The following is a 14,212-nucleotide window of genomic DNA, read 5'->3' as shown; positions in this document are numbered from 1 at the left end:
TGCGCCCTTCAGTTCCCATGGGCTTGACAAGTGTTGAGGCTTCGCAGGAAACCGTTGCTGGCCAGGTCATTTCATCCTGGACAAAATCGGAAGGTTCGTTCGAATATGACGTAACGCTTCCATCAAATACTTCAGGTACGGTTGTCCTTCCAGCATTTGATTTAAAAAATTTGAAATTGAAAGAAGGCGGCACAGTCATTTGGGAAAAGGGAGACTATGTCAAGGGAGTTTCCGGCATCCAGCAAGTCCATATGGATGCTGATGGTTTAATCGTCAAGTTGGAGTCGGGAAGCTATAAGTTTGAATTAACCGGTCGGTAATGGTTCAGTCTCCTTTACCACGGTAAATGTGTGCTTACTGTACTTGCCAATCTTTAAAGACGCACTCAGCAAATTAAATACTCCTGTAAATGTGATGCTTACAGGAGTTTTTTATTGAATGCTTTTTGGAAAAGTGGAACTTCCGGGAATCGAACCATGAATTTATGTTGTTAAAAACAAAACACCTAACTTTTCAAAACCTTCAAACTCCCGAATTGTCAGATTGAAAATGCACTGCTTTTTGTTTCAGGTTGCTTTCGTTTGCTGAGTTATAAGTAATAAAATTTTCAAGGAACTTAGTCCATACCTGTATTTTTCAATTAAAAAAATAGACCAGGAGTCCCGCGATAAAAAAACATTTCGTCGGTGGATAGCGTGTCGAGGTATTTTTGATACCTTGCCTGCCCGAAAACAACATTTTATCAGGATGAAACCAACTAAGACCTTAATTGCTTCACAAATTGCATCGGCATTAATTCTGCCAGTAACCTTAAAGTCTGCACCTGCCCCTAAAGATGCTTATCCAAACATCGTCATTTTTGTGGCCGATGATTTGGGAGCCAACGACATTGGACCGTATGGAAATCGTGTGGTCAGAACACCCAATCTGGACAAGCTGGCTGATGAATCTGTTGTGTTCTCCAATGCTTTTGCGAGTTCGCCTACCTGCTCGCCATCGCGCGCTTCAATACATACCGGCTTGTATCCTTTCCGGAATGGGGCACATGCCAACCATGCCGGTATTGCAGCAGGGATAAAAACCTTGCCTGAGTACCTTCAGACGGCGGGCTACCAGGTTGGACTTGCCGGGAAGCTGCATATCGGGCCCATGAGTTCGTATCCATTCGATATGATTCACAACACGAATGTGCCGGAGCCCGGTTATGAAGACAAAGGCGTGTTGTGGACCGACCTGAACATGGGGCCGGTGGATGCGTGGTTGTCAGATGCTTCGAAAACAGGCGAACCCTTTATGTTGGTTGTGAATGACCATAGTCCGCATGTGATTTGGCCGGAGAAAGCGGAATATGATGCAGCTGAAGTGGATATTCCCTCCATCCATATTGATACCGAAGCTACCCGGAAGTCAAGGGCGCGTTACTACACTGACATTAGCAAGATGGATGGTAATGTCGGAAAGCTTTTGAATAGCTTGGAAAAGTACGGATTACAGGATAATACGATAGTGATTTTCACAGCCGATCAGGGGCCGCAGTGGGCTTTTGGAAAGTGGAACCTCTATGATTACGGGATTCGTGTCCCTTTGCTGATTAAATGGCCCAACACTTTGCAGGGCGGCAGCGAAACGAACGCCTTGGTCTCGCTCACTGATTTGGTGCCAACAGCCATTGATCTGGCCGGGGGCAATGCTGGCGATCAGGAAGAACAGGTGGATGGGAAAAGTTTGGTTCCCTTACTACAGGGTAAAGTCAATGACCTGCATGAGCTGGTTTATGCCAGCCATACCGGCGACGGGACAATGAACATGGCTCCGATGCGAATGATTCGCAGCAAGCGCTATAAATACATTTTAAACCTGGCTCCTGAAATCCAGTACAATACCCATATGAATAAAGCCAAAGATCATGACGGCGGACGCGAATACTGGGAAACCTGGATCAACGAGTCGTTTAAGGCGGAGCATGCAGCATCTGTACTCTGGCGGTATCACAACCGCCCTGCTGAAGAATTGTATGATGTTTTGAACGATCCGGATGAGCAGCACAACCTGGCATTGGATGAGAATTACAAAGAAGTAATGGAAAGGTTCCGTTCCGAAATGAATGCGTGGCGGGAGCGTCAGGGTGATCAGGAAACCGGAGTTTACCAAGCTCCCGAAAGAAAGGAAAAAGGGCCGGTGATTCATTATATCTTTAAGTAACGATGCCTGCTGCACTGGCTAAACTAAATTTGTGCACAGACAGAAATAGCCGAAGCTCAAAAGTCCTTATTTAGCGATAAAATGTGTTGCCGGCAAATTGTTTTTTAAATGAATTGGGATAGTAACAATATCGGACGATGGCAAGAAGAAAGGCTGAGGATTTTTGAGGATCTTTTCAAGCTATATTATCCTCGGCTAAAGAGATATGCCGCCTCATTTCTTCACAGTGATGACGAAGCCAATGATGTTGTTCAGGATTTGTTTTTTCAACTTTGGGAAGACCAAAGCATTTTGGAACGCGAGCGAAATATTCCGGGCTATATTTTTACTGTACTAAAAAATAAGTGTTTAAATATCTTGAAGCATCGAATTGTTGAAGAAAAATATCTACATCAACAGGCATGCCTTGTTTCCGAAGAGTTGCACCACTTGAGTTTCGAAGCCAGTGGCGCATTTGTTTCCATGGAGGATTTACTGCATCGCGAGTTAAATCGAATTATCAAGCTAATGCCGGATAAGTGTGGGATCGTTTTTCGTATGAAATGGATTGAAGGAAAGAAAAACCGGGAGATTGCCGAAGAAATGCAGATTTCCATGACCATGGTGGATAAACAGTTGGCTAAGGGTATGACTATAGCCCGGGAACAACTGAGTCGGAGCTTATTATTGCTTTTTATTTACTTATCGAAAAACAAAAAGAGTAGCTGCTGATTTTCGATCTTTGGGGCACTTTTTTCAAACTCACTTCAATTTTAATTAGAAAAAAAATACCGATGTAGGTTGGTAAAAATGCTTGTCTTCTTGTATTACCAATAGAAAGGCAAGAATTCAATGCAAAATTATCAGACCTATAGAGAACAGATTTTCCGCTTTATGCAAGGAAAATTGTCGACAGCAGAAGAACAGGATTTGCTACAAAAGATGCATGTCGATGAAACCTTCAAACAGTTTTTTATCGGGCAGCAGAAAGAACTTCGGGAAAAAGTAATTCAGGCAGACAATCCTGAGGTCGAACAACAGTGGAATCGTTTGAAATCCAGAATCAGGCCAGTCAATATAAAGCCAGTTCGGTCGCAAAAAGCTATTCTTTATCAAAAAGCCTTATCGATTGCAGCAGCTTTTGTTTTTGGCTTATTGATTTCAAGTGGTATCTATTTTGTTCATTTTCAGAAGTTTTCAAGTGATCAGCAAGTTCAGGAAATTTCCATACCCTACGGGGGAAAGTCGAAATTTTCCTTGCCCGATGGTTCACTCGTTTGGCTGAACTCGGGGTCGAAACTGAGTTATCCTTCCAATTTTAAGGGACAGCGCAGCATTCAGCTCGAAGGGGAGGCCTATTTCGATGTAATCAAAAGCCGAAAACCTTTTATAGTCTCCACAGCCTACGGTGAGATAGAGGTGCTTGGAACTTCATTTAATGTTAAAGCTTATACTGACGATGATTTTCAGACCACACTGGTTGCAGGCGCGGTCAATCTTCGTGTCGGCGCCGGCACGTCGATTACGCTAAAGCCGGGGGAACAAGCTTTTGTTAATGAAAATAATCGACTTGAAATACAAACTGTTGAAACTGAAATTTTCACGTCGTGGAAAGATGGAAAACTGATTTTCTATCGCGAACCTTTTGAAAAAGTGGCCAAGCGCATGGAGCGTTGGTATAATGTAAAAATTGAAGTTGATAACGATGAGATTAAAAATCTTTGGTTTACCGGAACCATTGAGATGGAAACCCTGAGTGAGGTGATGGAATTGATTCGCCGTTCGATGCCCTTAGAATATAGTTACGATCAGAATACCAGGACATTAAAAATTGAAAAGAAATAAAACCATTAAAACGTGATGAAAATGACTAAAACCTAAATGAAATGTTGAAAAAGAAAAAGAGGAGGAAAGTTGCGGTTCCCACCTCTTTTGTAAATAGTTTAAATCAAGTAGTTCATTAAACCAATTTTCAAAACTATGAAAAAAAAGCGATGTAATGATGGCTTTAAACCATTGTTTTACCAAATTTTTAGAAAAATGAGACTAACAATTCTTTTCTTATGTGTCACATTTTTAGGAAGTTTAGCCTCTAATGGCTATTCGCAATCGACTAAATTAACGGTCGTGGCCGACAACACGACCATTGAAGACGTTTTGAGGGACATTGAAAACCAAAGTGAATATCGGTTTTTCTACAATGGAAAAATTGATGTTGATGCTCAGGTTTCAGCAGAATTTATCAACAAGAACGTCACGGAAATTTTGGATGAGGTACTGGCTGACACCCCAATTACTTACGAAGTTATTGGCAGGCAGATTGTCTTGTCGGCCGATCAGGCCAACTTTCAGATGCAGCAAAACCGGACGGTTAGGGGCACGGTAAGCAATGCGGATGGAGAGGCTATTCCGGGTGCCACGGTCGTCGTGAAAGGAACCACACAAGGAACAATTACCGACATGGATGGTCAATTCACCTTGAATAATGTTGGTTCAAACCAAACACTTCTATTTTCCTTTGTGGGGATGGAAAGTGTTGAGCTCTTGGTTGGAAGTCAATCAACTTTTAACGTCGTGATGACGGAAAGCACCATTGGATTGGAAGAAGTGGTGGCCATTGGATACGGAACGGTGAGGAAAAGCGATTTGACCGGTTCTGTTTCTTCATTCCGAAAAGAAGATTTGAATAAAGGTGTAACGCAAACCATTTCGGGTCTGCTGCAAGGAAAAGCAGCAGGCGTCCAAATTACACAGGCCAGTAATGAACCCGGAGGTGGCACAACGGTGCAAATTCGCGGGGCTGGTTCGGTTAATGCTGGTGCTGGTCCTTTGTATGTTATCGATGGACTGCCTATTGAAAATAGCCAGGTTATCTCCGGAAACGGGACAACTATACCCGGTGTACGCGTGCCGCGGAGTCCGATGGCAAACATCAATCCTGCCGACATTGAGTCTATTGAGATTTTAAAAGATGCATCGGCAACAGCAATCTACGGAGCCAGAGGAGCTAACGGTGTCATTTTGGTAACCACTAAAAAAGGTACCTCCGGGGCACTAAGAGTTAGCTATAGCGGATACACCGGAATTCAGACACCGAAGGACATGATTGAGGTTCTTAAAGCTGATGACTACCAGCGGATATTGAATGAAATACTGGATACTCCGGGGTCCAATGTGTCGGAAGCCGAGCGGGTGACTGAGATTCAAGATGGCGGAACCGACTGGCAGGATGAACTTCTTCGCAACGCAGTCATTCATAGCCACAGTTTGTCTTTCACTGGTGGCAGTGATAAGACCAAGTACTTTGCATCCTTAAATTATTTTAATCAGGATGGCGTGTTGATCACCTCTGGTTATGAGCGCTATGATTCGAGGTTTAACCTCGAGCATCAAGCTGATAAAATGACCTTTGGCATTAACTTCTCAACTTCTTATACACATGACAATGTTGTTCCAATTGGCTTTAGCACCAATGAAGAGGGAAGTTCGCTTTATGCCGCAAGGGGCTATGACCCGACACTCAGTATTTTTGACGATGCAGGGAATTATCAGGTTGTTTCCTGGATGAATCTTGAAAATCCGTTGGCTCTTGTTTATGGTAAAACCAGCGAGACAGATAATTACAGAACGCTAGGAACGGTGTTCGGCGAGTACACGCTTATGAAAGGCTGGACGGCGAAGCTAAATGTTGGCTTCGACAGCAGAAACAGCCGGAGAGATACCTACGTTTCGCGTTTGACCAAAGATGGAAGGGCAAACGAAGGGATTGGAACGGTTTTGACCGGTACCAGGAACAATTACCTGGGAGAATTCACCACAACCTATCACCGCGATCTGGAAAACAACAGTAGCTTCACGGTCATGGGAGGGATCACCTACCAGAAATTTATCAATATAAATTTCTCAGGTACGGGCAAGGGTTTTCCGGTTGACGAATCGAAAACGGATAATATGTCTCTGGCCAATTCTTCACTCTACACGATGGACAGTTCGAAAAACAACAACAAGTTGTTGTCCTATATTGGAAGGGCAAATTATAACTTGTTAAACAAGTTCCTGTTTACTGCTACGCTTCGGGTTGATGGTTCTTCAAGATTTGGGACCAACAGTAAATACGGCTATTTCCCGTCGGGTGCTTTCGCCTGGAAAATGCACGAGCATGATTTTATAAAAAACCTGAATGTTTTCAATACATTGAAATTTAGGGCAAGTGTTGGGCGAACAGGCAACCAGGATATTGGTAATTTCCTTTCTATCACTACGTTTGGACAAGGAGCTCAGGTTATTCTCGACGGAGAACCATATGTGACCTTTGCCCCGACCCGCATTGCCAATCCCGACCTTAAATGGGAAACAACCGAACAGATCAATTTTGGCTTTGATATGGGTTTTCTGGAAAACCGAATCGCCGTTTCTATGGACTATTTCCAGAAGAATACCTTTGACATGCTGTTTGCTCTGCCTGTTCCGGCGTCAACAGGCTTTACGTCGATCATGTCGAACATTGGGAACATCAAAAACAGTGGTTTTGAGTTTACAGTCGACTCCCGGAATTTGACGGGAAAACTGAAGTGGAATACCAGCCTCAATTTCAGCACCCTGCGCAACCGAGTGACGGATACAGGTGATATTGCAGAAATTATTCATACCGGCGCAGGCCAGTCAACTTCTCAAATTGCAATCATCAGAGAGGGAGAAACGCTCGACTCATTTTATGGGTACAGGACAGACGGAATATGGCAATCGCAGGAAGAGATTGACGCCTCGGGAACCAAAGATCCCGTGAAGCCAGGCGATGTGAAATTTGTAGACATCAATGGCGATGATGTTGTCAACACCAACGACCGTGTTATCCTTGGAAAATCATTTCCTTCTTTTACAATGGGTATGACAAATGCTCTGGAATACAAGAACTTTCAGTTGAATGTTTTTATTGATGCAGCTACCGGTGTTGATATGTTGAATAACTCAAAAGTTGAAACGTATTATCCGGTAAGTCACCGGCGAAACAGAATGGCCGAGCCATACCTGAATCGTTGGACTGAAACAAATCCTTCAAACGAATATCCATCGTTTGTCAATCCGGCAGGGCAGGGCAACAAGGCAGTCAGTGACCTGACGGTTGAGGATGCGTCTTATATCCGGCTTCAAACCGCACAGTTGAGCTATCAGGTGCCGCTGAAAACCAAGCGGGTATTTGATCGGATAAGTGTGTATGTAAGTGGTCAAAACTTATATACCATCACGAATTATTCAGGACAAGATCCGACTACTAACTCCAATGGGGACAGTAGCTTGAAGATCGATTTTAATTCATATCCTGTTTATAGAACTTATACCTTAGGCGTAGAACTCGGTTTTTAATCTTAATCTGTTTATGTTATGAAATTGAAATATTATATATCAGCCGTTTTGCTGGTCACGTCAATGATGTTTTCCAGCTGTGAAGAACAACTGAACGAAGATGTATTCTCACAACTTGATCCCGGAGCGCTGTTTAATTCTGCAAACGGTGTTGAACGCGTTCTTTTTGGCGCATACCGTGATGCCCAGATTACCGATAACTTTGGTGGTAACATCTGGTTTCAGGAAGAATGGACCTGTGACCATTTTTGGGAAACCGGCGGCGCGGTAAACCTTCAGGCCACGGTCATGCTGGCTTTTACCTGGGATGCATCCTATCCGACGCACTGGACCGGTTTGTGGAACAACTGTTATTATTCGGTCCGAAATTGCAACCTTGTATTGGAGAACATAGACCAGTCGCCTATTGATGATGCAACAAAAGAAAGATTGGTGGCAGAGGCTCGTTTTGTAAGAGCCTCTGCATATTATATTCTTTATACCATGTGGGGGCCGGTGCCATTGCGTTTGTCGACAACCGGTGATTTGGCCATGGCTCGTGCAACTGATGCCGAAATGCAAACTTTTTTGGAAAAAGAGTTCTCGGATGTATCCTCAGTGCTTCCAGCCCGAGATACGCCAGGATATCAGTACGGCCGGGCAACAAGGGGAGCCGCTTTGGGATACCTGACAAAATTTTACCTGAATACCATGCAGTGGCAAAAATGTGCTGATGCCGCCAAGGATCTGATGGATCTGAATGAATACGAATTATGGCCCGATTATACCACCTTGTTTACAGTTGATAATGAAACCAGGCAGAAGGAGTTTGTTTGGGTATATCCGTGCAGTACGCAGGGGCCCGGCAACGAGTTTATGAATGGTGCCTTCCCTCCTCAATTTAAAAGTACTGTCGATGGTTCGATCGTTTTTAAAGAGAATATGCGGAATTGGGCCAGAATGGACAGAGTAATGGATTCTTTCTATAACTCTTTTGATCCGGCTGATGAACGGAGAGCATTGATCATCTCTGAATATATCAATACCGCAGGCAATACGGTTTCGTTGCTCAACAATAACAACACACGCTCATTTAAGTATGTTCCGGATCCGGATGCCGTTGGCAACAGCCATGGAAATGACATTGCCGTTATTCGCTATGCCGATATCCTGCTGTCCCGAGCCGAAGCTTTGAATGAATTGAATGGACCAACGCAGGAAGCATTGGATCTGATTCAGGAAGTTCGCGATCGTGCCGGTTTGACGACACCACTGGTTCTTGGCGATTACACCAAAGAAACATTACGCGACCGCATTTTGGATGAAAGAGGCTGGGAATTATATGCTGAAAAAGTAAGAAGACAAGATTTGCTGCGTCATGGCAAGTTTATCAGCTCGGCGAAGGCCAGAGGAATTACAATTGCTGACGAGCATCATAAACTGTTCCCGATTCCACAAACCGAGATTAACGCCAATCCGCTTTGTGAGCAAAATCCAGGGTACTAGTAGGATTGCAGTGTGAAACAGGACCTTCTCCACAAACGTGTTGATGGCCCTGTTTCTTAATCAAATTTGGATATTGGACGATTAGCACACGGCGGGTGTTTTCGACAAATTAAAGCCGTAGCTATAGTCTCGTGCGACTTTAAAGGGGAAAGCACTGAGTAATTTGTGCTTCAATTTTGTAGTATTATCGACAGACGAACTCTTTGGAGACCGTTTGACTTCATTTTATTGAAAACCTAAACTAAATCAAAATGAAAAGTATCATCGTTAGCTTATTTATCCTCTTGGGACTTTTATCAAGCGCTCAGCAATGGACGCCTGTGCAAGGAAAGATGATGACCCGGTGGGCATCAGAAATTACTCCGGATCAGGTCTGGAATGAATATCCCCGGCCTCAGTTCGAACGCGAAAACTGGCAAAACCTGAATGGGTTGTGGGATTTTACGATACAGAAAAGAGAGCAAGCTTTACCACAAAAGTTTCGAGGGAAAATTCTCGTTCCTTTTTCTGTCGAATCAGCTTTGTCAGGTGTTGGTAAATCAGTCATGCCTGATGATCGGTTGTGGTATAAACGGTCTTTTTCAGTGCCGGCCGGTTGGCAGGGGAAAAGTATCCTGCTTAATTTCGAAGCAGTGGATTATGCCGCTTCGGTCTGGGTGAATGGTGCGTTGGTTGGTTCGCACAAGGGCGCTTACGATCGCTTTTCGTTCGATATTACCAAATATCTGAAAAATAAAGGACAGCAGGAGATTATTGTTTGCGTTGACGATCCATCCAGCTTTGGGGTGCAGCCCCGGGGCAAACAGCAAATGCCGCAACAGGGAATTTGGTACACACCGGTCAGCGGTATTTGGCAAACCGTTTGGCTCGAAGCGGTTTCGTCGGAAGCTTTTCTGGCTGAAGCTAAAATTACACCCGACATTGATTCGGAGTCAGTATCAATTATTCCTATGCTCAACAAACCACTGAAACCGGAATATATGGTAACTGCTACGGTGTTGAAAGACGGAAAGGAGATAGCTTCAGGCGAAGTCGTGGCAGATCGCAATATGGACATTAAAATTGAAGCACCCGAGTTATGGTCACCGGATCATCCTTTTCTGTATGATTTAAAGTTGACCTTGACGAACGCTGACGGGGAGATATTGGACGAAGTGTCCAGCTATTTTGGCATGCGTAAAATCAGCCTGGGCGACTTGAATGGCAATCAATATTTGTTTTTAAACAACGAACCACTTTTCCACTACGGAACCTTGGATCAGGGATGGTGGCCCGATGGCTTGCACACGCCTCCTTCTGACGAAGCGATGAAATATGACATCCAGCTGACCAAAGATATGGGTTTCAACATGATCCGTAAGCACATCAAGGTTGAGCCTGATCGTTGGTATTATCATTGCGATCAGCTGGGAATTTTAGTCTGGCAGGATATGCCTTCGGGTATGGTCATTTTACCTGAAGACGGCCAGGAACGCCCTGCACGGGTGCAGCACGTTTCGCGTCATGGCGATGATTTGAATCAGCGGTCAGCCGATGCTGCACAGTTTGAGTGGGAACTGCGACGCATGATTGATCTGCATTATAATTCACCATCCATCGTTATTTGGGTTCCCTTTAACGAAGGCTGGGGACAGTATGCCACTTGTAGGATTTCGGATCAGGTCAAGGCTTTGGATCCTACTCGCCTGGTGAATGCCGTGAGTGGCTGGGCGCTTCGACCGTGTGGTGATATTTACGATATCCACACGTACCAAACCGAAGTTCATGTTCCGGCAACTTCGCTCGACCGGGCTTCTGTAATTGGCGAATATGGCGGTATTGGTTACCCAATCGATGGTCACTTGTGGAATCCGAATATGCGTAACTGGGGCTATCAAACCTACCATTCGGCTGACGAACTTTTGAAGAACTATCAATACAAATTTGACCAAATCGTTGAAATGAAAAAAAGTAAAGGCTTGTCGGCTGCTGTATATACCCAGACAACCGATGTGGAGGGCGAAGTAAATGGACTGATCACATACGACCGAGAAGTTATTAAGATTCCTGTGGATACCTTGCGAAACATTCATTCGGTCTTGTTCGAGGAATAAAAATAACAATTGAAACCATTTTGAAAATCTTAATATGCGTAAGTATTGGATAAGTAATGCGAATAAATTTGTTCTACTTTTAATTTTGGCTTTGAGTGGTCTTTACAGCTACGCCCAGGAGAAAGTCAATATTATACTGATTTTTATTGATGACATGGGTTATGGAGATTTGGGTTGTTATGGGAACAAAGAGGTTCATACGCCAAATATTGATCGATTGGCTCAGGAAGGAATACGTTTTAGTCAATTCTATGTGAATTCGCCCATTTGCTCTCCCTCACGGGTGGCCATTACAACGGGTCAATACCCGTCCCGCTGGGGAGTCACCTCTTATATTAGCGGAAGAACTGACAACAAAGAGCGTGGCATGAATCATTGCCTGAACCCTTTGGCGCCTTCGGTGGCCCGGAACTTAAAAGCCGCCGGTTATTATACGGCTCACATTGGTAAATGGCATATGGGAGGTGGACGTGATGTATCTGATGTTCCCATGATCACCGAATATGGATTTGATGAATCGGTCACCCAGTTCGAAGGCTTGGGCGAACGTTACCTGGCGACCTACGAAACCCTTAATTTGCCAGACAGCACCCGCGGGCTCGAAAAACAGTCGGCAGCGCTTGGTAAAGGAGAAGTCCATTGGGCCAAACGGGAAAATTTCACCGAGATTTTTGTTGACCGGACTTTCGAGGCTATAAAAAATGCGCAAGCAGCCGGAAAACCTTTCTACATCAATTTGTGGCCCGATGATATTCACACCCCATTGGAACCACCGCTTGCTTTGCGGGGCGATTTAAGTACCAAATCCCGGTTTTTTGGGGTGATGCACGAAATGGACCGTCAAATGGGCCGTTTGTTTGAATTTCTCAGAAATGATCCGGATTTGCATAAAAACACCCTGGTTGTTTTTACCAGCGATAATGGACCTGATATGGCAGTTAATAAAGCCGGGGAACTGCGCGGGTACAAAACCTATTTGTATGATGGTGGCATTCGCGAGCCTTTTATCGTTTGGTGGCCAGCTGAAATTGATCAGCAAGAGGCTGGAACCGTCAATGAAAAGACCGTGCTTGCAGCCATCGACCTGCCACTTACATTTATGGAACTGGCTGGAGCCAATCCTGATCCGGAAGTAGAATACGACGGGCAAAGTATGCTGAAAGTTCTGAAGGGAGAGCAGGAAATTCTTCGCGACAAACCGCTGTTCTGGATTCGACCACCCGATCGGCCGGGCTACAATGGAGAGAATAACCCGGATTTGGCGATTCGATCAGGCGACTACAAACTGTTGATGGATGTTGATGGGACGAATGTCCAGCTTTACAACTTAATGCAGGATGTCGGAGAATCAAAGAATCTGGCTGAGAAAATGCCGGAGATCACTGGAAAATTAAAAAAGCAGTTGACCGATTGGTACAAGCATTATCCGCACGATGTGGATAAAACCAAATATGAGGCGCAGTCGGTAAATTGAAACTGAAAATTAGGATTGAACAGATCCTCAAAACATCGTATTATGAATTCGTTGAAAAATTTTTCGTTTAAAAGCAAAACGCCACTTGGCGCTGCAGTTTTGCTTTGTAGTTTGAGTGTTGGGCACGGGCAGCAGGCCATGTCTCAATCAAATGAAAATCGCAAGAATGTGGTTTTGTTTTTGGTTGACGATTTAAAACCTAATTTAGGTTGTTATGGCGATCCGGTTGCCGTGAGCCCCAATATTGACAAACTGGCAAGCAGGGGAGTACGCTTTAATAAAGCTTTTTGCAACCAGGCGGTTTGTATGGCCTCGCGCTACAACATCATGCTGGGTGCCCGGTCAACAAGTACCGGACTTTACAATTTTGGAACCGAGTTCCGCGATGCCTATCCCGACGCGGTCACCCTGCCGCAACATTTCATGAATGCCGGATATCATGCCGAATCGATGGGAAAGGTTTTTCATATCGGACATGGCAACACCAACGATGAAGCATCGTGGAGCGTCCCTCACCACAAGGAAAAGGTCATTGAATATTTGGTTCCCGAGAGTACCAACCGGGAGCTTACCCGTGAGGAAGCCTACTTTGAGAATACTCCCATGTATTTTGAGGATTTTCCACCAAACCGGGATTTACCCCGGGGAGCAGCTTGGGAGTCGCCCGATGTGGTGGATGATGCCTATGCCGACGGACGCGTGGCCAGGCACGCCATCGACCGTTTGCGTGAACTGAAAAAAAATCCGGAACAACCGTTTTTCATGGCCGTTGGATTCGCTCGTCCGCACTTGCCTTTCAGTGCACCAAAAAAATATTGGGACATGTATAATCCGGAGGAACTGCCCATGCCGGAGTATGAGAAAGACCCCGAAGGAGCTCCCCGATATGCCACAAAAAGAGGGGGTGAAATAGATCAGTTTAAACCTATTCCTGCGGGCCAGTATGTTTATGCTGATTCGTTGACCAGAAAGTTGATTCATGGTTATTATGCTTCAATGAGCTACATGGATGCACAGCTTGGCCGGGTGATGGATGAATTGGAGCGTTTGAACATGCTTGAGAATACCATTATCGTCCTTTGGGGCGATCATGGCTGGCATTTGGGCGATCATGGCTACTGGACCAAGCACACCAACTACGAACAAGCCAATATTATTCCGATGATCATGGTGGCACCTGGTGTTGCCAAACCGAATACGGTCACCGGCCAGTTGGCTGAGACCGTTGATATTTACCCAACCCTGGCTGAGTTGGCCGGATTGAAAAAACCGGAAGCGCCTCAGCCAATCGATGGAACAAGCATGGTTCCTGTTCTGAAAAATACTGAAACGAGGGTGAGGGATCATGCTTATCATGCTTTCCCAAAAGGCGGACATTTGGGCTGTGCCATCCGAACCGACCGCTACCGGTTGGTTGAATGGACCAATATGAATGATCCTGAAGCAGAGAAAGGGTATGAGTTGTACGATTATTTGAATGATCCGCTGGAAACCAAGAATATCTATAATGAGAATAAAAAAGTGGCCGAAGAATTAAAAGCGATACTGGCGACGCATCCCGAAGCGAAAAGGCAATATCGTAAAGGGCGAAATTAGTTGAAGAATATTTGATTGC

The 14,212-nt window shown here is 44.8% G+C and carries 9 protein-coding genes; all 9 read left to right on the top strand.

Annotated features, from left to right (window positions below):
* On the top strand, positions 1–320 hold a 320-nt coding region (locus NC99_RS22050; protein WP_162231146.1), incomplete at its 5' end, for an alpha-L-rhamnosidase C-terminal domain-containing protein.
* 427 nt (positions 321–747) lie between these two features.
* Complete coding sequence (locus NC99_RS05045; protein WP_053180507.1) at positions 748–2,202, top strand: sulfatase family protein; 1,455 nt, start codon at positions 748–750, stop codon at positions 2,200–2,202.
* 108 nt (positions 2,203–2,310) lie between these two features.
* A complete protein-coding gene (locus NC99_RS05040; protein WP_053180505.1) occupies positions 2,311–2,913 on the top strand; it encodes an RNA polymerase sigma-70 factor in 603 nt (200 codons plus the stop codon).
* A 162-nt stretch (positions 2,914–3,075) separates the two neighbouring features.
* The gene (locus NC99_RS05035; RefSeq protein WP_053180502.1) at positions 3,076–4,026 is read left to right on the top strand and encodes a FecR family protein; all 951 of its coding nucleotides are present in this window, start codon (positions 3,076–3,078) and stop codon (positions 4,024–4,026) included.
* 195 nt (positions 4,027–4,221) lie between these two features.
* Entirely contained in the window at positions 4,222–7,545 is a 3,324-nt protein-coding gene (locus NC99_RS05030; protein WP_162231145.1) for a SusC/RagA family TonB-linked outer membrane protein, read from the top strand.
* A gap of 18 nt (positions 7,546–7,563) precedes the next feature.
* Positions 7,564–9,030 carry a RagB/SusD family nutrient uptake outer membrane protein gene (locus NC99_RS05025; protein WP_053180497.1) on the top strand — a complete coding sequence of 489 codons (1,467 nt, stop codon included), beginning with the start codon at positions 7,564–7,566 and terminating at the stop codon, positions 9,028–9,030.
* A 251-nt stretch (positions 9,031–9,281) separates the two neighbouring features.
* Complete coding sequence (locus NC99_RS05020) at positions 9,282–11,123, top strand: glycoside hydrolase family 2 protein (protein WP_204374901.1); 1,842 nt, start codon at positions 9,282–9,284, stop codon at positions 11,121–11,123.
* 34 nt (positions 11,124–11,157) lie between these two features.
* Positions 11,158–12,597 carry a sulfatase-like hydrolase/transferase gene (locus NC99_RS05015; RefSeq protein ID WP_157624466.1) on the top strand — a complete coding sequence of 480 codons (1,440 nt, stop codon included), beginning with the start codon at positions 11,158–11,160 and terminating at the stop codon, positions 12,595–12,597.
* A gap of 42 nt (positions 12,598–12,639) precedes the next feature.
* Positions 12,640–14,193, top strand: coding sequence for a sulfatase (locus tag NC99_RS05010; RefSeq protein WP_053180493.1), 1,554 nt, complete (start codon positions 12,640–12,642; stop codon positions 14,191–14,193).
* Positions 14,194–14,212: the final 19 nt, after the last annotated feature.

The organism is Sunxiuqinia dokdonensis (assembly GCF_001270965.1).
Classification (GTDB): Bacteria; Bacteroidota; Bacteroidia; order Bacteroidales; family Prolixibacteraceae; genus Sunxiuqinia; species Sunxiuqinia dokdonensis.
The sequence above is the reverse complement of the archived record's forward strand: the minus strand, read 5'-3'. Positions and strand labels throughout refer to the sequence as shown.

Bases quoted from the DNA above. Each gene is read 5' to 3' on its own strand.
- NC99_RS05045 (WP_053180507.1), top strand. From the start codon at position 748: ATGAAACCAACTAAGACCTTAATTGCTTCACAAATTGCATCGGCATTA.
- NC99_RS05040 (WP_053180505.1), top strand. From the start codon at position 2,311: ATGAATTGGGATAGTAACAATATCGGACGATGGCAAGAAGAAAGGCTG.
- NC99_RS05035 (WP_053180502.1), top strand. From the start codon at position 3,076: ATGCAAGGAAAATTGTCGACAGCAGAAGAACAGGATTTGCTACAAAAG.
- NC99_RS05030 (WP_162231145.1), top strand. From the start codon at position 4,222: ATGAGACTAACAATTCTTTTCTTATGTGTCACATTTTTAGGAAGTTTA.
- NC99_RS05025 (WP_053180497.1), top strand. From the start codon at position 7,564: ATGAAATTGAAATATTATATATCAGCCGTTTTGCTGGTCACGTCAATG.
- NC99_RS05020 (WP_204374901.1), top strand. From the start codon at position 9,282: ATGAAAAGTATCATCGTTAGCTTATTTATCCTCTTGGGACTTTTATCA.
- NC99_RS05015 (WP_157624466.1), top strand. From the start codon at position 11,158: ATGCGTAAGTATTGGATAAGTAATGCGAATAAATTTGTTCTACTTTTA.
- NC99_RS05010 (WP_053180493.1), top strand. From the start codon at position 12,640: ATGAATTCGTTGAAAAATTTTTCGTTTAAAAGCAAAACGCCACTTGGC.